This is a genomic window from Deinococcus peraridilitoris DSM 19664 (genome assembly GCF_000317835.1).
GTDB classification, from domain to species: domain Bacteria; phylum Deinococcota; class Deinococci; order Deinococcales; family Deinococcaceae; genus Deinococcus_A; species Deinococcus_A peraridilitoris.
This window is the reverse complement of record NC_019793.1, coordinates 2256280-2281034: the sequence shown is the minus strand read 5'-3', so window position 1 is coordinate 2281034 and position 24755 is coordinate 2256280. Positions and strand designations below refer to the sequence as shown.

Annotated in this window: 25 protein-coding genes; 4 read left to right on the top strand and 21 right to left on the bottom strand. The window is 65.0% G+C overall.

Going from position 1 to position 24755, the window contains the following annotated elements; genetic code table 11:
- Positions 1–37: 37 nt before the first annotated feature.
- The 16 genes from DEIPE_RS11155 to DEIPE_RS11080 form a co-directional block, all read right to left on the bottom strand.
- Positions 38–964: a nucleoside hydrolase gene (locus tag DEIPE_RS11155; RefSeq protein WP_015236073.1), complete on the bottom strand. Its 927-nt coding sequence runs from the start codon at positions 962–964 to the stop codon at positions 38–40.
- Between the two features lie 191 nt (positions 965–1155).
- A complete protein-coding gene (locus DEIPE_RS22280) occupies positions 1156–1590 on the bottom strand; it encodes a helix-turn-helix domain-containing protein (protein ID WP_015236072.1) in 435 nt (144 codons plus the stop codon).
- A 49-nt stretch (positions 1591–1639) separates the two neighbouring features.
- Positions 1640–1936: a type II toxin-antitoxin system HigB family toxin gene (locus tag DEIPE_RS11145; RefSeq protein ID WP_015236071.1), complete on the bottom strand. Its 297-nt coding sequence runs from the start codon at positions 1934–1936 to the stop codon at positions 1640–1642.
- A 79-nt stretch (positions 1937–2015) separates the two neighbouring features.
- The gene (locus DEIPE_RS11140; protein ID WP_015236070.1) at positions 2016–3539 is read right to left on the bottom strand and encodes a CoA-acylating methylmalonate-semialdehyde dehydrogenase; all 1524 of its coding nucleotides are present in this window, start codon (positions 3537–3539) and stop codon (positions 2016–2018) included.
- A 67-nt stretch (positions 3540–3606) separates the two neighbouring features.
- Positions 3607–4977: an aminotransferase class III-fold pyridoxal phosphate-dependent enzyme gene (locus tag DEIPE_RS11135; protein WP_015236069.1), complete on the bottom strand. Its 1371-nt coding sequence runs from the start codon at positions 4975–4977 to the stop codon at positions 3607–3609.
- A 62-nt stretch (positions 4978–5039) separates the two neighbouring features.
- Complete coding sequence (locus DEIPE_RS11130; protein WP_015236068.1) at positions 5040–5867, bottom strand: PucR family transcriptional regulator; 828 nt, start codon at positions 5865–5867, stop codon at positions 5040–5042.
- Between the two features lie 8 nt (positions 5868–5875).
- Positions 5876–7183, bottom strand: coding sequence for a Zn-dependent hydrolase (locus tag DEIPE_RS11125; protein WP_015236067.1), 1308 nt, complete (start codon positions 7181–7183; stop codon positions 5876–5878).
- Positions 7184–7368: 185 nt separating this feature from the next.
- Positions 7369–8433 carry an ABC transporter substrate-binding protein gene (locus DEIPE_RS11120; RefSeq protein WP_015236066.1) on the bottom strand — a complete coding sequence of 355 codons (1065 nt, stop codon included), beginning with the start codon at positions 8431–8433 and terminating at the stop codon, positions 7369–7371.
- A 50-nt stretch (positions 8434–8483) separates the two neighbouring features.
- Entirely contained in the window at positions 8484–9464 is a 981-nt protein-coding gene (locus DEIPE_RS11115; RefSeq protein ID WP_015236065.1) for an ABC transporter permease, read from the bottom strand.
- Positions 9440–10339, bottom strand: coding sequence for an ABC transporter permease (locus tag DEIPE_RS11110; protein WP_015236064.1), 900 nt, complete (start codon positions 10337–10339; stop codon positions 9440–9442). Before DEIPE_RS11110 ends, DEIPE_RS11115 begins: the two co-directional genes overlap by 25 nt.
- A gap of 36 nt (positions 10340–10375) precedes the next feature.
- Positions 10376–11203, bottom strand: coding sequence for an ABC transporter ATP-binding protein (locus DEIPE_RS11105; protein ID WP_015236063.1), 828 nt, complete (start codon positions 11201–11203; stop codon positions 10376–10378).
- Positions 11200–12609, bottom strand: a complete 1410-nt coding sequence (hydA, locus tag DEIPE_RS11100) for a dihydropyrimidinase (protein ID WP_015236062.1) — start codon at positions 12607–12609, stop codon at positions 11200–11202. The genes DEIPE_RS11105 and hydA overlap by 4 nt, the downstream gene beginning before the upstream one ends.
- 78 nt (positions 12610–12687) lie before the next feature.
- Positions 12688–14067 (bottom strand): NAD-dependent dihydropyrimidine dehydrogenase subunit PreA, encoded by a 1380-nt coding sequence (gene preA / locus DEIPE_RS11095; RefSeq protein WP_015236061.1) that lies wholly within the window; start codon positions 14065–14067, stop codon positions 12688–12690.
- On the bottom strand, positions 14060–15502 hold the full coding sequence (locus DEIPE_RS11090) for an NAD(P)-dependent oxidoreductase (protein ID WP_015236060.1): 1443 nt from the start codon (positions 15500–15502) through the stop codon (positions 14060–14062). Before DEIPE_RS11090 ends, preA begins: the two co-directional genes overlap by 8 nt.
- A gap of 809 nt (positions 15503–16311) precedes the next feature.
- Entirely contained in the window at positions 16312–17196 is an 885-nt protein-coding gene (locus tag DEIPE_RS11085; protein WP_015236059.1) for a hypothetical protein, read from the bottom strand.
- Positions 17197–17345: 149 nt separating this feature from the next.
- Positions 17346–17984 (bottom strand): CAP domain-containing protein, encoded by a 639-nt coding sequence (locus tag DEIPE_RS11080; protein WP_157448841.1) that lies wholly within the window; start codon positions 17982–17984, stop codon positions 17346–17348.
- 110 nt (positions 17985–18094) lie between these two features.
- Between DEIPE_RS11080 and DEIPE_RS11075 the strand changes: the two genes are divergently transcribed.
- From DEIPE_RS11075 to DEIPE_RS11065, 3 genes are read left to right on the top strand one after another with little or no spacing between them, the layout of a single operon-like run.
- The gene (locus DEIPE_RS11075; protein WP_015236057.1) at positions 18095–18643 is read left to right on the top strand and encodes a TetR/AcrR family transcriptional regulator; all 549 of its coding nucleotides are present in this window, start codon (positions 18095–18097) and stop codon (positions 18641–18643) included.
- Positions 18640–19137: a DUF2867 domain-containing protein gene (locus tag DEIPE_RS11070; protein ID WP_015236056.1), complete on the top strand. Its 498-nt coding sequence runs from the start codon at positions 18640–18642 to the stop codon at positions 19135–19137. The genes DEIPE_RS11075 and DEIPE_RS11070 overlap by 4 nt, the downstream gene beginning before the upstream one ends.
- On the top strand, positions 19134–19517 hold the full coding sequence (locus DEIPE_RS11065) for a DUF6463 family protein (protein WP_015236055.1): 384 nt from the start codon (positions 19134–19136) through the stop codon (positions 19515–19517). The genes DEIPE_RS11070 and DEIPE_RS11065 overlap by 4 nt, the downstream gene beginning before the upstream one ends.
- 28 nt (positions 19518–19545) lie before the next feature.
- On the opposite strand, the gene DEIPE_RS11060 is transcribed toward DEIPE_RS11065, so the two are convergent.
- Positions 19546–19731 (bottom strand): hypothetical protein, encoded by a 186-nt coding sequence (locus DEIPE_RS11060; RefSeq protein ID WP_041230849.1) that lies wholly within the window; start codon positions 19729–19731, stop codon positions 19546–19548.
- 91 nt (positions 19732–19822) lie between these two features.
- Positions 19823–20305, bottom strand: a complete 483-nt coding sequence (locus tag DEIPE_RS11055; RefSeq protein ID WP_015236053.1) for a response regulator — start codon at positions 20303–20305, stop codon at positions 19823–19825.
- Positions 20306–20634: 329 nt separating this feature from the next.
- Here DEIPE_RS11055 and DEIPE_RS11050 point away from each other — a divergent pair, with 329 nt between their 5' ends.
- Positions 20635–22416, top strand: coding sequence for a PAS domain S-box protein (locus DEIPE_RS11050; RefSeq protein WP_015236052.1), 1782 nt, complete (start codon positions 20635–20637; stop codon positions 22414–22416).
- Positions 22417–22437: 21 nt separating this feature from the next.
- Here DEIPE_RS11050 and DEIPE_RS11045 read toward each other — a convergent pair whose 3' ends face one another.
- The 3 genes from DEIPE_RS11045 to DEIPE_RS11035 form a co-directional block, all read right to left on the bottom strand.
- Complete coding sequence (locus DEIPE_RS11045; RefSeq protein WP_015236051.1) at positions 22438–22716, bottom strand: hypothetical protein; 279 nt, start codon at positions 22714–22716, stop codon at positions 22438–22440.
- Positions 22717–22882: 166 nt separating this feature from the next.
- Complete coding sequence (locus tag DEIPE_RS11040; RefSeq protein WP_015236050.1) at positions 22883–23518, bottom strand: flavin reductase family protein; 636 nt, start codon at positions 23516–23518, stop codon at positions 22883–22885.
- Between the two features lie 8 nt (positions 23519–23526).
- A complete protein-coding gene (locus DEIPE_RS11035) occupies positions 23527–24744 on the bottom strand; it encodes a DUF790 family protein (RefSeq protein ID WP_015236049.1) in 1218 nt (405 codons plus the stop codon).
- Positions 24745–24755 lie beyond the last annotated feature (11 nt).

Below are 24755 nucleotides of genomic sequence, written 5' to 3'. Positions count from 1 at the left end.
CACAAATAAAGAGACCTGCCTCTGCTTGACGGACCGCTCAGGGGTAGCGGCCGATGCGCTCGACGAGCAGATCGTAAAACCCCTCGACGTTCACGTCCAGCGCCACCTCGGCGTTGGGCGCGCGGCCTGTGACGCGCCACACGTCGCACACTGTGCGGCCGTAGGCCAGGCCCTCGTTGACTTCGACATCCACGAAGTAGGACGCCGTGCGGAAGAGGTCCGGGCGCAGCAGGTAGGCCACCGTGCAGGCGTCGTGAATCGGCGCGCCGTTCCAGCCGTAGCGTTCCTCGTGGTGCTCACGGAAGAATTCGAGCAGCTGCGCCGTGAACTCGCCCATCCTGGTGCCAAGCTGCCGAAAGCGCTCCACGCGCTCGGGCGTGGCGGGCGTCTGGTGGGTGGCGTTCAGGCCGAACATCACCAGCGGCACCCCCGCACCGAAGACCACCTTGGCCGCGTGCGGATCGCACAGGATGTTGAATTCGGCGCTCGGGGTCCAGTTGCCGCTGTCCAGCGAGCCGCCCATCACCACAATTTCCTTGATGGCGGGAACGATGCGCGGCTCCAGGCGCATGGCGAGCGCGAGGTTGGTGAGCGCTGCGGTGGGGACCAGGGTGACCTCGCCCGGACTGGCCAGCACCGAATCGATGATGAACTGCACGGCGTGCCCCTCCTCGACGCCACGCGAGGGGGAAGGCAGGAGCGGGCCGTCGAGCCCGGAGGCGCCGTGCACCGCCTCGGCGCTGATGCGCTCACGGACCAGTGGGCGGTCGGCCCCGGCGTAGACCGGCACCTCCGAGCGGGCCAGTTCACGCACGGCGAGGGCGTTGTGGGTGGTGTTCTCGAGGCCGACATTGCCGTATACCGTCGTGATGCCCAGCACCTGCAGTTCCGGGCTGGCCAGGGCCAGCAGCATGGCCACCGCGTCGTCGTGGCCGGGGTCGCAGTCCAGGATGATCTTGGTCACGCGATCAGTGTAGTGTGCCGCCCTCCAGGACGAGGGGAAGTGAGATCGGTCAGTGGGTGCCCCAGACATCCGACGGTTCAAAACGCGCATTACCCCAGGTGGGCCATTCGTATGGAACAGCTGTGGTTTCTCGATACGCTCGTCACGGTTCGCATTCCCGCCCAGGCCGGCGAGGGCCTGCTCTTCGCGCCTTACCCCACCCTCGGCAGGAACACCACGGGGTTGACGTGAAAGTAGGCGCTGAGGCGCACGATCTGCTCGGTGTTCAGTTCGCGTTTGCCGCGCAGCAGTTTGCTGAGGTTGCTCTGGTCGATGCCGGTGGCGGCCTCGATTTCTTTCTGGGTGACGCCGCGCTGCTCCATCAGAAAGGCCAGCACGTGATGCGCGGGCGCGTCGGGAATGGGCACGCTCAGCTCTTCGTACTGACCGATGCGCTCGACGAGCAGCTGCAGCAGGCTGGTCAGGGCGTGCCGGGCGTCCTCCTCGACCTGCTCCCAGACCACGCCGACAAAGGTCAGCGCGACTTCGTACTGCCCTTCACCCTCGATGGGCGTGAGAACATCGTGCGCGAGGCGGTCGAGCTGCTCCCAGGCGCTGAGGGTGGCGCGGATGGTGTCGTTGTGCATGACCTGCCTCCTTTCGCAGGGCCGAGTCGGCGCGAGTGGCCCAAGAGCTTCAGTCGCCCGGGGTCCAGGCGCTGTATTCATCGTGGGTCAGCACGTCCTTGATCCACAGGGTCTTGGCGACGTACTTGACACGGGTGATCAGGCGGTAGCGGTTGCCCTTGATGTTGAAGATCAGGTAGTCGGGGCCGACGTGGTCGACGTACGGAAAGGTAGTCCGCAGATCCTCGAAGCTCACGAGGTCGCGGCTCCGGATGGTCTTGTACCAGGCCTCAAGGGGCTCCCTGGCATCGGCGTGCTTCTCCCAGAAGGCCTGCAGGGGTCGCTTGGAGATCACGTTCATGCCCATGACCGCACTATAGGTCAATTTGACCTAAGAGGCAAACCGAAAAAAGCCTGCCGTTTGGCAGGCTTTCTCGTTCGGTCCCTTAGCGGGTGCGCGGGAAGCCCAGGTCCACGCTGCTGCTGGCCGGGTCAGGCCAGCGGCTGGTCACGACCTTGCCGCGGGTATAGAACTGGATGCCTTCCGGGCCGTACATGTGGGTGTCCCCGAACAGGCTGGCCTTCCAGCCGCCGAAGCTGTAGTACGCCACCGGCACCGGAATCGGCACGTTGATGCCCACCATGCCGACGTTGACGTCGAACTGAAACTGCCGCGCCGCGCCGCCGTCGCGCGTGAAGAGCGCCACACCATTGCCGAACTCGTTCTCGTTCACAAGCCGCAGCGCCTCCTCGTAGGAGTTGGCGCGCGTGACGCTCAGGACGGGTCCGAAAATCTCGTCGTCGTAGCATTTCATGCCGGGCTTGGCAAAATCGATCAGCGAGGCGCCCAGGAAAAAGCCGTCTCCCGGCACGCCGTGCTCGCGCCCGTCCACCACGACCGTCGCGCCTTCGTCGGGGGCTCCCGCCACGTAGGAGGCCACCCTGTCGCGGTGCTCGCGCGAGATCAGGGGGCCCATCTCGCTTTCCGCCTGATCGCCGGGGCCGACCTTCAGCCTTGGCAGTCGCTCGGCAATGGCGTTCACGAGCGGTTCGGCAATGTCACCCACCGCCACGACCACGCTGACCGCCATACAGCGCTCCCCGGCCGAGCCGTAGGCGGCGCTCACCGCCGCGTCGGCGGCCATGTTCAGGTCCGCGTCGGGCAGCACCACCATGTGGTTCTTGGCGCCGCCCAGTGCCTGCACGCGCTTGCCGTTGCGGGTACCCGTTTCGTACACGTACTTCGCAATCGGCGTGCTGCCCACGAAGGACACCGCCGCGACGTCGGGGTGCGAAAGCAGGCGGTCCACCGAGATCTTGTCACCCTGCACGACGTTCAGCACCCCGTCGGGCAGCCCGGCGCGCTGGAGCAGCTCTGCGATGAACAGGCTCGCGCTGGGGTCCTTCTCGCTGGGTTTGAGGATGAAGGTGTTGCCGCAGGCGAGCGCGTTAGCGAGCATCCACAGCGGCACCATCGCCGGGAAATTGAAGGGCGTGATGCCCGCCACCACCCCCAGCGGCTGGCGGATGCTGTACACGTCCACTCCGCGCGCCGCGCCTTCACTGAAGCCGCCCTTGAGCAGCTGCGGAATGCCGCAGGCGAACTCGACGTTCTCGAGGCCACGCGCGATTTCTCCCAGGGCGTCCGCGTGCACCTTGCCGTGCTCACGCGTCAGGATGCGTGCCAGGTCATCACGGTGATGATCGAGCAGCTCGCGGAACTTGAACATGATCTCGGAGCGGCGCGAGAGCGCCGTCGCGCGCCAGGCTGGAAAAGCCGCCGCCGCGATGCCCACGGCCTCGTCGACTTCCTCGACCGACGCCAGGTCCACGTGCGCGGCACGCTCCCCGGTCGCGGGGTTGAAGACGGGCGCACTGCGCCCCGAGGTGGAAGCGACCGCCTGCCCGCCCAGCCAGTGGTTGATGCGAACGAGGTCACGCGGTTGTGGTGGGTCTTGAGTCTGGGTCATGGAACTCCTGAGGAAGGAACGGGTTCGGTACGAGGATTCGGAGCGGGGAGCCGTGAACTCACGGCTCTCAGTCGTCGGCGGCCACCGGTACGGCGATCAGGTCGTCCACCAGCGCGAGGGCGCCCTCGATGATGTCGAGACCGAAATCCAGTTCGTCGCGGGTGATCACCAGGGGTGGGCAGACCCACAGCATGTTGAAGCGGCTGAAGGCGTACAGGCGCTGGCTCTTGAGGTGGACGGCCAGTTTCTGCATCTCGGGCGAGGTGCCGTTGAAGGGCGCCAGGGGTTCCTTGGTCGCCTTGTCGCGCACCAGTTCCAGCACACTGAACAGGCCCTTCATGCGCACGTCGCCGACGCAGGCGTACTTGTGCTTCATGGCCAGCAGGCGCTCTTCGAGGTGCGCGCCGAGTTCCAGCACGTGCTCGAAGATCCGCTCTTCCTCGTAGATGTTCAGGTTCGCGACGGCGGCGGCGCAGCTGACCGGGTGTCCGCTGTAGGTCAGGCCGCCCCACAGCATGTTTTTCTCGAAGTAATCGGCGATGTGCTGCGACACCACGACTGCCCCGAGGGGCATGTAGCCGCTCGTGAGGCCTTTGGCGCAGGTGACGATGTCGGGCTTGATTCCGTAGTGCTGCGTGGCGAGCCACTTGCCGGTGCGCCCGAAGCCGCTCATGACCTCGTCGTCGATGAGCAGGATGCCGTACTTGTCGCACAGGGCGCGCAGCCTGGGATAGTAATCGTCGGGCGGGACCAGCAGGCCGTTGCTGCCGGTGATACCTTCCACCATGATGGCCGCGATGTTGTGCGGCCCTTCCATCTGAATGACTTCCTCGATGTGCGTGACGCATTCGCGGCCACAGCTGTCGGGTGTCTTGCCAAAGGGGCAGCGGTAGCAGTAGGGATCGAAGACCCGCACGATGTTCGGCACGCCCGGCTCGACCGGCCAGCGCCGGGGGTCACCGCTCGCCGTCATGGCGCCCATCGTCGCGCCGTGGTACGAACGGTAACGGGTGATGATCTTGTCGCGTCCCGTCACCAGCCGCGCGATCTTCATGGCGTTCTCGTTGGCCTCGGCGCCGCCCAGGGTGTAAAAGCTCTTGGCGAGTCCGGTCACCTCGGCGAGCTTCCTGCCCAGCTGCCCGCGCGGACCGGTGGCGAAACTCGGCCCGGCAAAGCACAGCTCGTCCACCTGCTTCTTGATGGCCTCGAGCATCTTGGGGTGCTGGTGCCCGACGTTGATGTTGATCAGCTGCGAGGAGAAGTCCAGGTAGCGGTTGCCGTCGCCGTCCCAGAACCAGCAGCCCTGGGCGCCGGCCATATGAATGGGATTCGAGGTGCTCTGCACCGACCAGGAAAAGAGGGTGTAGTCGCGGTTGTCGCGCACCACCGGGTCGAGCGAGTCGTCAGGGCCGCCGGGCGTGGGTACGGGTGTGGGCATGAGGTGTCCTCCGGTGGGCGCCTCCTGAAAGGAGGAAGGGAAGCTTGAAGCGTGCCTTCATGCTAGGGCGAGCGCAGGCGCTCCTCAAGAGACAGCCTGTCCAAAGTTTCCCGGTCCAAAGTGTCCTTGTTCAGGGTGTCCCTGTACAAGGTGCCACCCTGCAGAAAGTCCACGGCGCGTGAGTCTCCACGGCACAGTTCCAATGCGAGCGACAGCGCCACGTGCCTGCGGGGGTCCTCGAGGTCGCCCAGCATGCCGCGAATCTGCTCCAGGCGGTAGTACACCGTCTGACGGCGCACGCCCAGCTTGCGCGCGACTTCCGCGACGCTCCAGTGGGTCATCAGCAGGGCGTCCAGGGTGCTGATCAGGGTGGCCCGCGGCCGCAGCGGCAGGCGCAGCAGCGGCCCGAGCTGCGCCTGCAGGAACGCCTCGGCCCGCCCGGTTTCGAGCAGCGCGGCCAGGACCGGCTGCAGACCTCCCTCTTCCCCTCCCTCTTCGCTGGGCCGCAGGATACGCGCGTGAGCGGCCTTCGTGAGGTCTGCAAAGCGCACCTCCGAGCGGAACACCACCACCGGGAAGTCCAGCAGACGCGCGGCCTGGGTCATTTCAGGGGGCAGTTCGCGCAGGCCCCGCACGAGTTCCAGTACCAGTCCGTGCGCGCCGCCCTGCGCGATGGCGTGCAGGAAGCCCACCCGCGCGTGGGGATCGGCGTTCGCGAGTTCCAGGCCGGTGGAGACCAGCAGCTCCCCGCCCGACAGGAAACGGTGAGCGTCGAGCACCTCGCTGACGTGAACCCAGGTGACGCGCTGCGACAGCTGCCCGTGCCCGGTCAGCACCTCGGCGCCCGCGAAGGCGGGCAGATCGAGGATCTCGTGCAGGGTGGGCAGCATGGCAGCGCTCAGCCTTCGGCGCGCAGCTCTTGGATGTCGCCCGCCGCTTGCGCCTGAGGGGGCTGAGACTTGACGGCAGAATGCTGCGCGCCCGAAATCCAGGCCATGGCCTTGTCCGCCAGGCGGTCAAGGGCCTCGACGCTTGCCAGAATGTGCTCTTCTCGGGTGTCCTCGATCTTATTGTGGCTGATGCCGTACAGGCTCTGCACGAACAGCATCACGGTCGGCACGCCCGCGCGGGCCACCTCGGCGGCGTCGTGCAGCGGACCGCTCGGCAGGCGGTGCGAGACCTCCACGGTCTCGACAATGGCCTCGTCGCACAGCTCGATCAGCTCGGGGTGAAAGGGCATCGGGTCGATGCGCCACAGGTCGGCGAACTTCACGCTGACCTGGCCTTCCTGCGCGAAACGCTGCGCGGCGTCCTGGGCGTCGTGCCACATGGCCGTGAGGGTGTTCAGGTCGAGGTGCCGCTGGTCGAGGGTGATTTCGCATTCCTCCACAACGCTCGTGACGATGCCGGGCCTGGTCTTGCAGCTGCCAATGGTGCTAACCCCGCCGTGCCGGTCGGTGACGCGGTACACCTCGCTGGCCATCCTGCCCGCCGCCAGAAAGGCGTCCTTGCGTTTGTCCATCGGGGTGGAGCCGCTGTGCGCCGCCTGCCCGTGAAAGGTGATGGTATGGCGCTCCACCCCGAAGGTGCCCAGCACCGCGCCCAGCGGCAGGTCCAGGCTTTCGAGCACCGGGCCCTGCTCGATGTGCAGCTCCAGGTAAGCCGCGGCGTTCTTCAGTTCGGCGTGGGCGTCCAGCATGCGGTCGAGGTCGATCCCGTGCCCGGCGAGCGCTTCCGGGAGGCTCACACCGTCCTTGTCTTTCAGGCCGCGCACTTCGTCCGGAATGAGGGTTCCGCTCACGGCGCTCGACCCCAGCAGGCTGCGCCCGAAGCGCGCGCCTTCCTCGTCGGCCCAGTCCACCAGACGCACCGTAAAGGGCGGTGTGCCTGCGGCGGCCATGCGGCGCAGCACTGCCAGTCCGGCCAGCACGTTCAGGCAGCCGTCGAGCCAGCCACCGTTCGGGACACTGTCGAGGTGACCCCCGATCAGGAGTTCGCGCTCGCTTTCGCCTTTGAGGGTCGCCCAGAGGTTCCCGGCGGCGTCCTGCGAGACGGTGACCGGCAACTCCGAGAGTTTCTCCCTGTACCACGCGCGCGCCCGCGCCCAGGTGTCGGTGAAGGCGACGCGCTGGGCGCCCTGCTCGTCGCCCGTGAGGGCGCGCAGTTCCTTGAGTTCGTCGAGTGTTCGTTGTGGATTGACGGGCATGGCCCTCCTTTCGGGCGAAGGGGAGGGTGACCCTCCCCTTCTTTGGGCTCTAGAGCGTTTGTCCATTTCATTGATGGAGGAAGACGCTCCATCAATTTCATTTCCAAACGCTCCTCACTACGGTTACTCGCTCCGCTCGGTCAGAGATATTGATCAAAAATCGATCAATATCTCTGACAACCGCTTTAGCGCTGGGCTTTCTTACCGGTCGCGGCTTCCCAGACGCTGTAGTCCACGGCCGCCGCCACCGGGTCGGCCTTCAGGATGCCCAGATCACGCAGCAGCTTGACGTTGTTCTTGTAGGTGCCAGGGTCCAGGTATCCGGCCTGCCCCTTGAGGGTTGGGCCGGCGTTGTACAGCTTGGCGATTTCGGTCATCTGCCAGGTCTGGTGCCCCTTGGCGTCGGCGCGATTGCCGCTGCCCTTGCAGGTGTTGCCGCACTTGGGCAGCACGATGTTCACGGCCTCGGCCTGGTTCTTCACGGCGTAATCCCAACCCTTGAGGCTGGCGCGCACCAGTCTGGCGGCCACTTCACGGCCGCTCATGCCGCTGTTTTTGAAGTTCTTGTCGTTCAGGACCCGCTCGCTGGTGAACATCAGGTCCTCGAGCAGGTTCACACCCAGGTCGGCCATGCGGAACACCTGCAGTTTGTCGAGGCTGTACCCCAGGCCCTGAATCTGATTGAGTTCGTTGTAGGTCATGGCCGACACCAGATCCACCTTGTCCGGGAAGACCAGGCTGGGGTCAAAGGGGTAGGTGACGGCCTGCACGTCGGGCCGCGCGGCATTGGCGTCGAGGCTGGAGGTGAGCTTGTTGTTTTTCAGCAGCGCCACGGCGGGGTATTCGTTGCCGCTGGGCCAGACACCCAATTTCTTGCCCTTGAAGTCCGCCACGCTCTTGATGTTCTTGCTCTTGAGGGCCACCAGGGTGTAGCCGCTCTTCTGAAACACCTGCGCGATGTGCACCATCGGCAGGCCCTGCTGGCGCGCGGTGAGCAGGTCGGTGATCCAGGTGGTGCCGAAGTCGGCCGCGCCTGTGGCGACGGTCTGGATGGGGCTCTGGTCACCGATGGGGAGCAGCTGCACGTCGAGCCCTTCGGCCTTGAAAAAGCCCTTTTCCTGCGCCACGAAGAACCCGGCGAACTGCGCCTGCGGGAACCACTTGAGCTGCAGCTTTACGGGCACCAGTTTTTCCTGGGCGCTGGCCGTGCCGAGAATCAACAAACCGAACAGTACGAGGCTTTTCTTCATGGCTTCCTCCTGGGAAGGTGATACGCGAAAAGGAGATGTTTAAGAGGGCCTCAGCGGTTGCTGGCATGCCAACCGGTAAAGCGCTGCTCGGCCCACTGCACCAGGCCGTAAAAGGCAATGCCCAGAATGCTTGCGACGACAATGGCCGCCCAGACGATGTCGAGGTTGAAGCGGCCCGCTTCGATCTGAATGCGAAACCCCAGGCCCGCGCCGGTCGTGCCGAAGAACTCCCCGACGATCGCGCCGATCATCGCCAGGGTCGAGGCGATCTTGAGGGCGTTGAACAAAAAGGGCAGCGCGGCGGGAACGCGCACCAGCAGGAAGGTCCTGGCGGGTGAGACAGCGTAGGTGCGCATCAGGTCGAGGTGCAGTGGACTGGCGCTCTGCAGGCCACGCACGACGTTCACGACGACCGGAAAGAACACCGTGATGCCCACGATGATGGCCTTGGAGGTCCACTCCAGTCCGAAAGCTTTCACGATGACCGGAGCGAGCGCCACGATGGGAATGCTGGAAAAGAGCCCCGCGTAAGGCAGCATGCCGCGCTCCAGAAAACGAAAGCGCACGATGGCGAGCGCGGTGAGAATGGCCGCGACACTGCCGCCGAGGTATCCCACCAGGGCTTCTTGCAAAAAGGTCACCTGCGTGTCGCGCAGCAGCACCACGCGGGCATTCACCAGGGCCTGCCAGACGCGGCTGGGCGTGGGAATCAGGCCCGCCGGAACGTTGTAGGCGCGCAGCAGCACCTCGACGGTGAGCAGGGTCAGCGCGAGCGTGATCAGGGCAGGCAGGAAACCGCGGGTGCGGGCCGCCACCGCGCCGATGCCGAGTGCTCCGGCCAGGACGCCGAAGAGTGCAAGCAGCACGCCCGGCCACCGGGTGCCGGGCGGCACGGCCTGTTCGCTGTAAGGCAGCATCAGCAGCAGGGCCACGCCGAGCAGCAGCACGGAAAGGGCGATCAGCCCCCAGCCGCGCGCCAGCGGCGAGAAACGCCCACCGGAGAGGCTCACTTCGGCTGTCCGGCTCGCCACGGGGTCACCCACCTTTCGAGCAGCCCGATGAACGCGACCAGCCCGATGCCCAGGGCCGCGCCGTAAAACATGATGGTCCACAGCGCCAGGGTGTCGCTGGCGCGTGAGTTCTCGGCCAGCATCTTCCCGAGCCCGCTGAAGCTGATGGTGCTGATCTCCGCGACGATGCTGCCGATCAGGGCGCTCGTCGCGGCCACTTTCAGGGCGGTGAAGAGAAAGGGGACGCTGGCGGGCAACTGCAGCTTCCAGAACACCCCTGCGCGGGGCGCGTTGTAGGTGCGCATCAAATCGAGCTGCAGCGGGTCGGGGCTGCGCAGACCGCGCGCGACGCCCACCGCCACGGGGAAAAAGGCGATATAGGACGCGATGAGGGCCTTGGGCAGCCAGCCCTGCACGCCGTACTGCCCCAGCACCACGGCCAGCATGGGCGCGAGCGCGATGATCGGTACGGTCTGCGAGGCGATCAGCCAGGGCAGCACGGCCCGCTCGAAGCCGCGGCTCACCACCAGAAAGAGCGCGAGCAGCACGCCCAGCACGCTGGCAATCGCGAGGCCGACCAGGGTCTCCCCCGCCGTGACGAGGGTGTTGTAAGGCGCGCTGGTCGGCGCGAGCGGGGGCACGCTGAGGGCCTTGAAGGCCTGCGCGAGCTGGCCAGGCGCGGGCAGGACAGGGTTTCGCAGCTGCGTCGCGCACGAGAGCGCGGTGGCGCACCCGAGGTCGGCGCCGCTCTCGAGGGCCCGCGCGGCCTGCCCGGCGTTCACCCACAGCATCAGCGGCCAGTAGAGAAAGAGCACCACCAGCGCCACCACCAGCATTGGCCCCAGGTTGCTGCCACGCGGCGAAAAGCGGCGGCCTGGAGCGGCCCGGACCGTCACGCGGCACCTCTTATCATGGTGTCTCTCGTTCCAGGCTCACTCATGCAGGTCAAAACCGTGCCCTCTGCGCAGCAGCTCGCGCACCTGCGTGGCGAGTTCGAAGAAGCGTGGCAGCTCGCGCACCTCCGCCCCGCGCGGTTGCGGCAGGTCGATGTCGACGACGCCCTCGATCTTGCCGGGTCGCGAGGTCATGACGACCACGCGGGTCGAGAGAAACACCGCCTCGCTGATGCTATGGGTGACGAACACGACCGTCTTGCCGGTTTCGCGCCACAGGCGCAGCAGTTCCATGTTGAGGTTCTCACGGGTGATCTCGTCGAGGGCGCCGAAGGGCTCGTCCATCAGGAGGATCTGCGGATCAAACGCCAGGGCGCGTGCGATGGACACCCGCTGCTGCATGCCTCCCGAGAGCTGCCAGGGGTACGAGCGGGTGAAGTTCTGCAGCCCGACCAGCCGCAGCATCTGCTCGGCGCGCGCCTTGCGTTCGTTTTTGGGAAAGTCCATCACCTCGAGGGGCAGCGTGACGTTGTTGAGGACGCTGCGCCACTCGAAGAGCGCCGGCGCCTGAAAGACGTAGCCGTAGGCGCGCTGCTCGCGCGCCCGGGTGGGCGTGAGGCCGTTCACGCGGATTTCGCCGCTCGTGGGCTGCGTGAGGTCGGCCATCAGACGCAGCAGGGTGGTCTTGCCGCAGCCCGAAGGACCGATCAGGCTGATGAATTCGCCCGCACCGATCTCCAGGTTGGCGTTCTGAAGCGCGATGACGTCCCCGCCGGGCGCGCCGAACACCATGTTGAGGTTGCGCACGCTGATGGCGCCCGGCGCCTCGCCGGGAGGCGCTCCGCGCTGCGCGGCGGTGAGGGTCACGCCACGGGCTCCGCGGGTGCGGGCGCGCGGACGCCCGTGGGAGTGCGGCGCAGCAGCTGCCCGCGCGCGGGGTCACCCACAAACTGCCCGTCACGCACGGCCACCTGTCCGCGCACCGTCACGACCACCGGGCGACCGTCGATCTCGAAGCCCTCGAAGCCGCTGTAGTCGTTGTTGACGTGATGCGTGGCGGCGCTGATGGTGCCGCGGTAGGTGGGGTCAAATACCACCAGGTCCGCGTCACTGCCCACCGCGATGGTGCCCTTGCGCGGAAAGAGGCCAAAAAGCTTGGCCGCTTTGGTGCTCGCGGCGTCCACGAAGCGGTGAATGTCGAGCCTGCCGCGGCTCACGCCGTAGGTGTAGAGCAGGTTCACGCGGTCCTCGATGGCGGGAATGCCGTTGGGAATCTGGGTGAAGTTGTCCCGACCCAGTTCCTTCTGGGCCACATCAAAGGGGCAGTGGTCGGTGCCGACCGTGTCGATCATGCCGCTCGCCAGGGCGTCCCAGAGGGCCTTCTGGTTGCGTTTGTCGCGCAGCGGCGGGCTCATGACGTGCTTGGCACCCTCGACGCCGGGCCGCTCGGCGTAGGTCTTGTCGAGCAGGAAGTGCGGAATGACGCTCTCGACCGTGAGGTCCACCCCGCGCTCCTTGGCGGCGAGCGCCATCCTGAGGGCCTTCTCGCACGACAGGTGCACCACGTAGCCCCTCGCGCCGGTGGTTTCCAGAAAGGTCGCGAAGCGGTTGGTGCCTTCGGCCTCGACTTCCTCCGGGCGGCTTTTCTCGTGCCACTCCGGGCCGGTCTTGCCTTCCGAGAGCAGCTGTCCCTGCAGGCGGGACACCAGTTCGGCGTTCTCGCAGTGCGCCGTGACGATCACCCCGAGTTCACGCGCGAGCATCAGGGTCTGGTAGAGTTCGCCGTCCTCGACGCCGAAGAAGTTCTTGTAACTCAAAAAGACCTTGAAGGACGTGATACCGTCGGCGACGATCTGGCGCAGTTGCGCTTCGGTGTTCTCGTCGAACTTGGTGACGGACATGTGGAAGGTGTAGTCGCAGGCACTTTGCCCCTCTGCCTTGGACTTCCACAGCTCGTAGCCCTCCAGGGCGTCGTCGTTGCGCGAAGGGCAGCACATCTCAATAAAGGTGGTGGTACCGCCGATCAGGGCCGCCCGGCTGGCGGTCGCGTGGGTGTCCTTGGCAAAGGTCGCCATGAAGGGCAGGTAGACGTGCACGTGCGGATCGATGAAGCCGGGAAACACCAGTTTTCCCGCCGCGTCGATCACCTCGGCGCCTGCGGGCGCTTCCAGGTTCACGCCGATGCGGGTGATGGTCTCCCCTTCCGCGAGGATGTCCGCCCGGTAGCGGGCGTCGGCCGTGACAATTTCACCGTTCTTGATCAGCAGGGGCATGCCGTGAACCTCCTTGAAGCGCGGGAATGTTGCCTTGAGCCGTTTGCCGTTCGCTTTTGGCCAAAGGGCTCAATCTCTTCAGTGTATGTCGATGCCGACCTGCTTGCGGTAGGCTTCCATGGCGTCCCAGTCCTGCGTGACCTGCGGCTGGGTAGCCGAGAGCTGCTTCCAGGTCACGCTCTCGCGGCCCGAGGGCACGCTGACCATCTCGATGCAGCCGTCTACCGGGCAGACGTTGTAGCACAGCGCGCAGCCCACGCAGTCTTCTTCACGCACGCTGGGGGTGGGACGGGAGTCGGCCACCTGACGACCGTTCACGCGCGGGTCGTAGCCGGGATCGACGCGAATGCCCTCGGGGCTGACGAGGTCGATGCACTGGTGCGCGGTGTCGTTGCAGGCCACATAACAGAGATTGCACTGAATGCACTTGTCGGGGTTGATGCGCGCCACCGCCGAGTAGGCCAGGTCGAAGTCTCCAAAGGCGCCGACTTTGGGCAGGCTGAGGCCGATGACGTCGTGCACGCTCGCGAAGCCCTTGTCGTCGAGCCAGTTGCTGAGGCCGTCGGTGAGGTCCTCGATGATGCGAAAGCCGTAGTGCATGACGGCGGTGCAGACCTGCAGGCTGGTCGCACCCAGCAGCAGAAACTCGGCCGCGTCGCGCCAGGTCTGAATGCCGCCCATTCCGCTGATGGGCAGGCCGCGCGCGCGCACCTCGGCCACCCGGGCGACCTCGGAGAGCATGTTGAGCGCGATGGGCTTCACGGCCGGGCCGGCGTAGCCGCCATGACTGCCGTAGCCACCCACGCTGGGGGTCAGTTCGAAGGTGTCGAGGTTGACGTTGATGATGCTGTTGATGGTGTTGATCAGGCTGAGGGCCTGCGCTCCGCCGGCCACGCCCGCGCGGGCAGGGTGGGTGATGTCGGTGATGTTGGGGGTGAGCTTCACGATCACCGGAATGCGCGCGACCTCGGTGACCCAGCGGGTGATCTGCTCGCAGTATTCGGGAACCTGACCGACGGCGCTGCCCATGCCCCGCTCGCTCATGCCGTGCGGACAGCCGTAATTGAGTTCGATGCCGTCCGCGCCGGTGTCCTCGATGCGCCGCACAATGTCGGCCCAAGCTCTGGGGTCGCTTTCCACCATGGCGGACACGACCACCGCACGGTCCGGGAAGTTGCGCTTCACCTCGGCGATTTCGCGCAAATTCACCTCCAGCGGCCGGTCGGAGATCAGCTCCATGTTGTTCAGGCCGACCAGGCGCTGCCCGTAGACGCTCAGGCCGCCGTAGCGGTTGCTGATGTTCAGCACGGGCGCGCCGATGGTTTTCCACACCGCGCCGCCCCAGCCGGCTTCAAAGGCCTTCTGCACCTGGTAGCCGCTGTTGCTGGGCGGCGCACTCGCGAGCCAGAAGGGGTTGGGCGAGCGGATACCGGCAAAGTCGATGCTCAGGTCAGCCATGGGGCGCCTCCGGGGCAATGGTGATGGTTTGGGCGTGCGCAGCCTGGTCCTGCAGTATCTGGTCTTGTAGTGTTTGGTCTTGCAGCGCGGCGTGAATGCTTCTCGCGGCGATCTTGCCGTCCTCGACGGCCATGACGGTACTGGCAGTGCCCTTGGCGCGCACGCAGTCACCACCGGCGTACACGCGCGCGATGCTGGTGCGCAGGTCATCGCCGACCTTGATGTAGCCTTTTTCCGTGTCGAGGCCCAGCGTCTGCGCGAGGCTGGGCTTTTCCTGCCCGATGGCCTTGATGACCTGATCGCAGGGCAGCACGAACTCGCTTCCTGCCACCAGGACTGGCGCAGGCCGGCCGCTGGCATCGACTTCGCCGAGCTCCACCCGGATGCACTTGAGGCCGGTGACCTGCCCACCCTGCACTTCAACGCCGATGGGCTGCGTGAAGAACTCGTACCGGATGCCTTCGCGCAGGGCGAAGAGGAACTCGTGCTGATAAGCGGTCATTTCGCTCTCGCCGCGCCGGTAGACCATGGTGGTCTGCGCGCCCTTGCGACGCGCGATGGTGGCGGCGTCCACGGCGGTGTTGCCCGCGCCGATCACCGCGACCTGTCTGCCGACCTGCAGTGCGTCGATGTCGAGCTTGCCGTCCTCGATGAACTGCAGACCGTCCACGATGTACTCTTCACCGGGAATACCCATGGCGGGCACGGCCCCCAGGCCGACCGCCAGGAACACCGCGTCGTAGCTCGCGAGGAGCGCTTCGAGGTCCACGCGCGAAGTAATTTCGCTGCCCGTGCGGACTTCCACACCCAGATGGCGCAGGGACTCAACTTCACGCAGCGCGACCTCGATAGGTTCGCGCAGCACAATGATGCCGTACGTACTGAGGCCGCCACCAAGTTCGCGCTTTTCGAGCAGGGTGACCTCATAGCCGAGCTTGGCGAGTTCGGCGCTGCAGGAAATCCCGGCGGGCCCGGAGCCGACGACGGCGACGCGGCGCCCGTTGCGCGCACCTGCCTGAAAGACCTCGATGCCGCGTTCCTGTACGTAATCGACGGCGTGCCGCTGCAGGCGCCCGATGGCGATGGGTTCGTGGTCCTTGCCCAGGACGCAGGCCCCTTCACAGAGTTCCTCGACGGGGCAGACGCGTCCGCAGGTGCCACCCAGGAAGTTGGCTTCCAGGATGGTGCGGGCGCTGCCGCGCAGATTACCGGTAGCGATCTTGCGGATGAAGGTCGGAATGTCGATGTGGGTCGGGCAGGCCTGCAGGCAGGGCGCGTCGTAGCAGTACAGGCAGCGGTTTGCCTCGACGACGGCCTCGTGGGCACTCATGGGCGGATAGACTTCCGCGAAGAGCGCATTTCCCGGAGCGGTCTGGCTGGGGTGGGGGGCGGTCGGCGATCCACCCTCGTCTCTGGGCCGGCGGTATTCGTCCATGCTTTGACCTCGCGAAGGAAAGGACTCGAGTCAGCTTGAGTGAACACGGCGCCCGCCGCAAAGCGCTGCTTTTTTCGCTTTTTCAGATTTGAGCGGGGCGGCGCACAGCGGTCTGACCCTCGCGGGAGACGATTAACCGCAATACCGGATTATACAATGATTAATGTATAAAGTCAACAAACGCGAGAGATTTCTTACAGACAATCACCTCGCCAGTCTACGGATTTTTCTTTCTGACACACTGTCCAACAAGTTATGCGCACTCGACGATTTCTGAGCGCCTTGCATAAAAATGCAAAACCGAATCTACACGCGTCTTCTGCGTGCGCCAGGTCGCGAGCTTTTGGTATGGCCATTGTACAGCCAAATACCAACAAAATACAAAAGGTGGTGCCGTAAGCGTCAATTCATGACGAAAAAATGACCACTTGTGTCAATATTCGGTGACAAGCGAGCAGTGAACGAACACATCGTCAATGCCGTCCAATTGAATCCGCCCTGCTCGACCCGTTGTGCTTGACCGTAATGTACTCCTCTGCCCGGCGCACGAAAAGCCCCTGTCGCGGTCTCTGGACATCACGACCTGCTTTCCACGGGACGCGCACGAACAGCGGCCATGCTCTTGAGCCGGTCACTTGCGACAATGCGCGGCCCGACCTACCGCACTGGTGTTCGCATCTCACTCCGGGAAACGGCGTGAGGGCGTCTATCAGCTCGCTTTGGGGAAGTTTACGAGCAGGGGTGATCGCCCCTGCTCGTACTCGGAGACAACCAGGAGAAAGTGTGGGTACCCGCGGAAAAACCCTGCCTTACTTCAGCCCGTGGCGCAAAATCTCGGTCAGGTGACGGGTGGTGGTCTTCTGCAGTTCGTCGAGTTGGTCGAGCCCCTCGCGCACCATGCTTCGCCATTGATCGAATTCACGCTGTGCTCCTCCGGTCATGCGCACGACCGTGCTGCGAACGGCGAAGTGCGCCTCGGGCAGGCGTTCCAGGGCGCGTCCGGCGTCCTTGTGCCGTGCGCCGAGCAACGCGCCAAGCATGCCGACGCTGTTGCTGCGCTCCATCAGTTCACGCTGAAAGTTGCGGTCCTTGATCGACATAATGGCGTCCCAGGCAGCGTCCGCCAGGGCGGTGCCCGGTGAGGCGGGACGGTGGACCTCGACGGCGAGGGTCTCGCCCTGCCGCCAGGTGCGCACGAAAGCGCCACCGCGCTCGCTCGACCAGTGGGTCTCGAAGTCGCGGGCATCCTCGACGAGCACACGCATCTGGTTGTTGCCTGCCTTGAGGGTAACGCGGTGACCTTCCGGCAGTACGCCCCAGTCGCTCAGGTCGTCGGCGTTCTGAGCGCGCATGGTTTCATAGGTAGCAGAGATGGCGGCGGCCCCTTGCGAAAGCCGCGCGACCTCGCGTCCGTCCACCAGCAGGATCACGTCGGTGTCCTCACCACGGTCCAGACGGGCTTCGTGGCGCAGGTGCAACAGCCCGAGCCCCCAGCGGTCATGGGCAAGCTGCAGGCTGCGGGTGAGTTCGTCGTTCAGGGTCTGGCTGTCGGCCCCGCTCGCGGCGTGCTTCACAATGGTGCTTTCCACACCGGCAGTCGCCATCAGGGCGTCGAAACCACGCAGGGCGTCCTCGCGGGGGGTCGGCGCTTCGCGTGTCCGTGGTGCATCGGATTTTTTGCTGGCTTTGGTCATCTGTCCTCCAAGAGAAGTGTGCATATTATGCTATAAACAGATCGAATCTGCCGGAACTGCGTTACTTTGCCCGGTTTGTCAGGTACAACTCTGCAAAAAGCAGAAAGGCACCTGAAGGCCAGACGTGCGGGTGACCTGCTGTCCTCGTTTCAAGGTCCACTCAGTACCACGACGAACGCCGTACCGAACGCACCGGGTGTGACACTGGCTCCGACATGGGCGTAACGAGGGTCGGTCAGGACGTTGCAGTGCACGCTCGAATTGAGCCACCAGCGCAGCGCGTCTTCTTCCTGTCCGCCTCGCTGCAGGTAGATGACCTCGGAGACGTAGGCAGCGTTCACTCCAAGGCGAGCGACACGCTCTCGGGGCGCCGAGTTGTCAGGACCCACGTGCGTGATGCGACCGGAATTCGCCATGAACGCAGCTTGTGCCCGCGCGGCCTCGGTGAGCAGCACCTGAAAGCGAACGGCCGGCACGCTCGTCCGTGGACCGCTGGGGCAATGGACGCCCGCCTGACGCAGGTCGTTCAGCCGCGCCATGATGTACGCCGCACCGATCAGCGGGGTAGGCAGGGCGACCGTCGGCATGACGGGCGGTTCCGGCAGCAGCGGCACGGAAGGCGGATTTCCTGCACTTTGCTCCACATGGCCGGCAGCCGGGGGCATGGCCGCCTGACCGACGGGTGGAGCGATGGGTGCGCGCGCGCTGCGGGGCGCGCAGGCGGTCAGCAGACAGAGTGAGGCCAGCACAAAACGCGTCACGGGCATGCTGCGTTCATGGTAGTTCACGGGCGCGCTTTTTCTACTTGTGCAGCGGTGGTTTTGGCCTGCTCCCCTGGGGAGCAATGTCCCGGACAGCTTTCCATACCATACGGTATGGTATGGAAGAAGGGAGAACGATGAATCGCAGCACCCCCGAGCAGTGGCTCTCGGCGGCACTGGAACTCGTGGTACACGAAGGTGCCTCTGCGCTGACCGTTGAAAAGCTCACTTCGTACGTCGGGCGGACCAAAGGTTCCTTCTACCATCACTTTCAGAACCTCACGGCGTTCAAGGCCGCCCTTCTGGAGCACATCGAGGAAGTCGGCTACCGCTCGGTGACGCGTCTCGCCGACGAAGCCCTCGATCCCCACGAGCGCTTTGCCCGCCTTGCGGACGAGGTGGCCAGCGGATCACCGGCATTCGAGACGGCCTTACGTGGCTGGGCCAGCTACGACGCCGAAGTGGCATCGCTGCTCGAGCGGATGGACGACGAAAGACTCACGTACCTGCAGCGCCTGCTGAGTGAGGTTACCGGCGACTCCGAACGCGGAGCGCAGCTCGCACGCCTCACCTACGCCGTGTATCTGGGCGCACTGCAGCTGCGGCCCGCCGTCAGCTCCTCGGAATTGCGCGCCATGCTGGCCGAACTCCAACACCTCATGTCTTCAGAACAGGACTCCCCATGACCTATCCAAGGGCGCTTCAGGACGCCATCCGCACGGCATCCTACGTCGAAGAAAAACAGGTCCGGTCCACCAGCAACCTGCCCGACTTCCTGGCAAGCCTGCTCGGTTACGCGCCGCCCTGGTTGCGCGCCCTGTACCGCGTGCGGGTGGTGTTTCTGGGGGTGCTGGGCCACCGGACCACGGGCATTCCGGATTTTACGCGTGCACCACGTCTCGTGCCGATGCAAAGCGGAGAACGCGTGTCGTTTTTCGAGGTCGAAGCCGCACATGCAGATCTCTACTGGGTGGCGGTGGCCCGCGAAGCCCACCTCAGCGCGCGCCTCGCGGTACTGCGTGAGCCCGCTACGCACGACGAAGCCGTCTTCCGGGTGATCACGGTCGTGCACCTGCACAATGCCGTGGGCCGCGTGTACTTCACGACCATCCTGCCTTTTCATCATCTGGTGATCAGCGCCATGATGCGCTTTGCCGCGAACCGTCGGGTAAGGTCGTGAACGCCCTGCGGGACGCCGGATTCTGGTTTCGCTTCCTTGCCGTCTTGCATGGCGCCGTGGGTCTGGCAGTGTACCCGGGACCGCTGGTCGACCTGTTGCGCGCCGGCCTGTGGAACAGCGTGGACGGCAGCACGCCCCGCCAAGCCGCGTTCTGGTTCCTGATGTTCGCGCCGATGCTGTACCTGATCGGCCTGCTGGCCACGCAGGCGCGCGCCCGCACGGGCGTTTATCCGCGCGCGCTGATCGGGACGGTTCTGGCCGTCTGCCTGATCGGGACGGTCCTCATGCCCGTCTCCGGTTTTCCGTTGGGGCTGCTGGTGTGCGTGCTCGCACGGCACCACACAGACCGACGCAGGTCAGCAGGAGTTCGCGCTCCCTGAGCAGGCCGGCAGGCTTTGCAGGCCGGGCTCACCCTGATGTTTCGCGGATTTCGACTTCTCCCAGCGGCAGGCGCTCCTGCGTCAGCAACCGCCACCGCTCGGCTTCCTCGTGACTGGGCAGGTTCACGACGCTGCCGCCCTCGTTTTCCGGGTGGTGCAGGCACTTCCACCCTGCATCCGGTTTTTCACGGTACCAGATCTGGTAGTTCGGCATGACCGTCATGATAGTCGGGGCCGCGGCCCAGTGCGTGCGAGGAGACTGAGCATTTGCACAGCGACAGCTTGTTTGCCCACGATAAGGCGGCTTATCCGGCCTGCGAGGTCCAGGCCTGCAGTACCGGCTTCAGGATGGCTTCGAAGGAATCGAGGCAGGGTGGTTTCACGAGGTAGCCGTTGGCGCCAAGCTCACGACCGACACGCATATCGTCGGCATCGTCGCTGGTGCTGCACAAGACGATGTTCAGATGGCGGGTCTGCGGATCGGCACGCAGGGTCGCGAGCACCTCGAAGCCATGGATGCAGGGCATGTTGATGTCGAGCAGCACCAGATCCGGCTGAACTCGCTCACGCTGCGCGTACGCTCCCTCGAAGGCCAGGTAGTCCAGCGCGTCCAGCGGGCTGTGCAGCACCGTGATTCTGGCGTCGGGCTCCAGCGCCATCAACACCAGTTGTGCCAGTTCAGTGTCGAGCGGGTTGTCGTCGATGATCAGGATGTGTGGGATGTCATTGAACGCGTTCAGGGAATGGGGCAGCGAAACAAGGCTGGCAGAGGGGATACGGTGCGTCATAAGGTCTCCGGCACCCAGGGGAGCCACTCGCCAAGGGAAGAATGAGCAAGACCGGACGGGTCAAGCCCGGGAGTTCGCCTTGGCATCCGGTTGTTGACGTGTCGCGGAACTTAATTTCCTTGGCTTCAGGTTAAGACATCTTTAGTCAGATCCCGGTAAGGTTTCTCTCCCGGGAAACCGAACGAACAAAAATGTCACGCGTTATGAGTCTTTAATTAGAATATATTTAAAAATTGCCTCGGAATAAGGAATATATATGAGATTTTTCACATCTTGGAATGCTCGTTGCCTAAACTGAAAAACATCAGTATTGGTTCTGGAGGTGCCCTATGACCGAGGCCTCCCCGTCCGATCCCCAGCCCCCCAGGCAGGTGCCTGAACAGCAAATCAGTCACGCGCTCATGCAGGCCGCCCGTGCCCTGGTGGTCCTCACGGACGCGGCAGGCCACATCGTGCGCTTCAATCAGGCCTGCGTGCGCTTCACCGGCATCGCCGAAGCGCACGCGGTGGGACGGTACGTCTGGGAGCTGCTGCCCCCCGAATCCATACCAAGCGCGCAGGCTTTTTTTCAGGGAGTGGCCGAAGAGCGCCTGCCGCGCGAGAGTGAGCTGGTCCTCACGCGCCATGATGGCCAGAAACGCACCATCGCCTGGTCCAATACACCGCTGCTCGATGAACAGCAGCACTGGCAGTTCGTTCTCTCGGTTGGGGTGGACGTCACGGTCGAACGTATCCTGACCAGCGACCTGCAGGAAAACACATCGCAGCTGGAACAGCTGCGTGACCATCACGCCCTGATCGAGCTTTCGCAGGACGCCATCACGGCCCTTGAGCCCGACGGCACGGTTCGTCACTGGAATCCGGCGGCAGCGCGCCTGTATGGCTGGACGAGCGAAGAAGCGCGTGGGCTGAATCTGTACGACCTGCTGCACACCGTCTTTCCGGTCTCACGCCAGGACATGCTGCACACCGTTCGGCGCCACGGTCACTGGGAAGGCGAACTGCTTCATACCACCCGGGCCGGAGCAAAAGTGACCACCCTCAGCCGCCTCGTTCTCCACGTCGACAACGCGGGTAAACCCACCAGCTTGCTGGAAGTGGGCAGTGACGTCACCTCCCTCAAGCAAGCGGAGCAGGAACGTGAACGGCTCCTCGAGCAGCTTTCGATGGAGCGGCGCCATTTCGAGGCGGTGCTGCAGCAGCTCCCCGTTGGCATCATGCTGGTCGACCTCTCCAGCAGACGTATCTCATTCACCAACGCCCGCTTCGAGCAGCTGATCGGTCAGGAAGTTCAGCCGGGCGCCCCGATCACACCGGTACTGCAGAGGCTCCTTCACGGCAACGACCGCCCACTCAAGGCATCCTCTCCATTGGTTCAGGCATTGCAGGGCGCGCCGGGTGCCGCCAATCAGGACCTTTTCGTGCAGCACCCGGATGGTCGGCGGCTGCACGTCTGGGCGAGCGCAGCCCCGATCCACAACCGCCTGGACGTGCCCGTCGCGGCTGTTTTCACCCTCGATCACGCTGACGACCGCTGGCAGCAGGCCCTGAGCAGCAATGCACAGGACGGCCTTCCCGCCGAGGACAGCGTCACACCGCAGGTGTTCGTTCGCAAGCTCGGGCGCAGCCTGGCGGCGCTGGGCAGCTCACCACTCGAAGGCCGCCTGGTGGCCCTGCTGCTGCTGAGCACTGCGCCAATGTCGATGTCGCAGGCTGCACAGGCCCTCAGCGTGACCAAAGGCGCCCTTTCCAAGGTCGTGCATGAGATGCAGCAGCGCGGCGACCTGCTGGTGACCCGGCACTTCTCCACGCGCGAGCATTCCCTGGCCCTGGCCCACCAGATGTATCTGCGTGACCTGATGGAGCGGCGGGACCTCAGTGCGGGAGTGGCGTCGCTCGCCTACGCCTTCTTGCGCGACAACCCGGACCTTGATCCGGAAGTCGCTGTCCGCGTGCGGGACCTAGCCGACATTCGCGCCCAGCACGCCCTCAACATCGCGAAGCTGCTGCAGGTCCGGCAGGATGCCCAGCGCCGCGAGCGTGAGCAGCATCTGCGAGACAACTGGGACGCCGTGCCTCCCAAGTCGGGTGACCACACAAAATCGACCTAGCCCCGACTGCCAGCAGGCTCTTCAGGCGGGGCGCCGTGTCCGCTCCCATTCCAGACAGGTCAGGGGTTCTTGCTGGTAGGTCCACAGCAGGGCTCGAAACGCGTCAAGCCCACCCTGACGGATGGACTGCAGTTCACTTTCGCTCGGCGTGCGCCCGGTCAGGTGCGCACAAAGCTCGACCAGCAGCAGGTTCAGGTGGGCAGATTCCTCGGGCGAGAAGGCGCCCCGCTCCGGTGCGGCGTCCCTCAGCAATTCGGTTACTTCGTCAGCCAGACGAGCGGTTGTCCCGTGAAGCCACATCCTTGCCTCCCTCTCTACTGTGTTGGTCTGGTTTACACAGGGTAGGCGCGCCGACTGATGAACGGCTGACAGGTCTTCTCACCTGGGCACGGCACAAATCACGGCTTTTACATGCAGCGCCAACGTGCGTCACAGGAAGGCCCGTCAGATGAAGATTCTGAACTGTTCAGGGCTTCTGTTGCGCTTTTCGCGCCTGCGTCAGGGTCAGACGCGGCATTTCGAACAGATCGGTCGTGCGTGCGTAGCCGCCGCGCCCGCCCATGCGACCGATCAGGTGCAGCGAGGCGCTGTCCACGTGGAATCTGGCCGGGTCGAGCATCAGGTCATCGCGAATGTGCAGCGCCAGCACCTCTCCCAACACGATGCGGGTACGTCCCAGTTCGAGGGTCATCGCCTCACGGCATTCGAGCTGCACGGGGGACTGCGCGATACGCGGGGTACGGACCTGCGACGAGGGCGCGGCGGCCAGCCCGGCTGCCGCCAGTTCGCTTTCCCCCTGCGCGAAGTCGCTGGCCGTGAGGTTCATGGCGTCCGCGAGTTCCAGCGTCACCAGATTCACCACGAACTCGCGTTCACGGCGGATGTTGGCGGCAGTGTCCTTGGGCGCGCTCGCGCGGTCACCCACACCCAGGGCCAGAATGGCCGGGTCGCTGCCCATCATGTTGAAGTAGCTGAAGGGGGCGGCGTTGACCCCGCCATCCGGATTGAGGGTCGTGACCCAGGCGATCGGGCGCGGCACGATCACGCCGGTGATGAGCTTGTAGCGGTCATTGGGCGCGAGTTGGCGAAAGTCGAACTCCATGCCTCACCCTACTCCTCCAGAACTTCCAGCACGGCTTTTGGTTCCAGGCGGCCCTTGAAGAACACCAGCCGGACCCCAGGCGGCAGGTCACCCACCTTCACGCCCGCCGCTTCGAGGTTGAGGCGCTCGGATACCGCCAGGATCAGGTCAGTGCGCCCGCTGCTGTTCACGCTCCGGAATTTCTTGCGCAGATACTCGGGCCGCCAATACCCCACAATTTCGAGCAGGGTGCTGCGTCCGTCCGGGTGAAAGAGGCGGAAGTCCGGCACGATCACGCCCCCCGTCACGGGCACCAGGTCCACCTCTCTCTCGAGCGTCCATTCGCTGTTCTGTTTGGCCCAGCGCGCCGCGAACGCTTCTTCCACGATGGAATCGAACTCGCCCTCGATTTTGTAATGGCTGACCAGGCCGCACTGGGAGTCCAGTTCGAAGTACGCCACCTCGGGCCCGCCTTCCAGGTCGCCGCGTGGCCGCAGTTCGGCGCTCAGGGTCCAGCGCGTGACGTGCAGCAAGGCGGGCAGCAGCTTGGCCATCGCGAGGCCGTAGCGGGTGGAGGGCCGGAACAGCGAGCTCGGACCGTCGAGGGTCAGGGTGAAACCATGCTCGGCGTCGCCCTCGACAATCACCATCAGACCGAACAGCTTGAGGTATTTGAGAAGCTGCTTGTAACGCGCCGGCTCGTTGCGGTGCGCGGTGATGCGCAGGGCGTACGCGCGGTAAAGGATACCCTGCACCTGCGCCAGGTTGTAGCGGTGCAGCAGCTCGTCCGGCGTGGGTTCGCTGAATTCGCTCAGCACGTGGTTGTGGGTGAGGTCAGCGTACAGGTGCGACTCGACTTCCTCGGGGCGCAGCGGAATGCCTTCCTGGGAAAGCTGCGCGGCGACCTTCGCCAGCACGGCGGGGCGCGCCTCACGGCCGGTCATGTGGGCGGCGAGGCCGAACACCCGCGCGCGCAGCAGGGTGGGTTCGATGGGCGCGCGCATCTCGAATTTCGCGTAGCTTCCGGCCAGCAGGTGCGCCATACCCCGCACCACCCGGTATCCGGCCGCCGAGCCTTCCAGGGCAGCCACCCGCTCGGCCACCTCGGCGCGGCTGAGGCCCACCGACGTGCGAAACACCTCGATCAGGTCACCTGCGAGCTTCTGGTGAGGAAAACTCAGCGCCAGGCGTTTGGGCACGACAGTCTCGTCACGGTAGCGGTAGAGCAGCAGTTCGGTGGGCAGCATGGTGGGCAGGC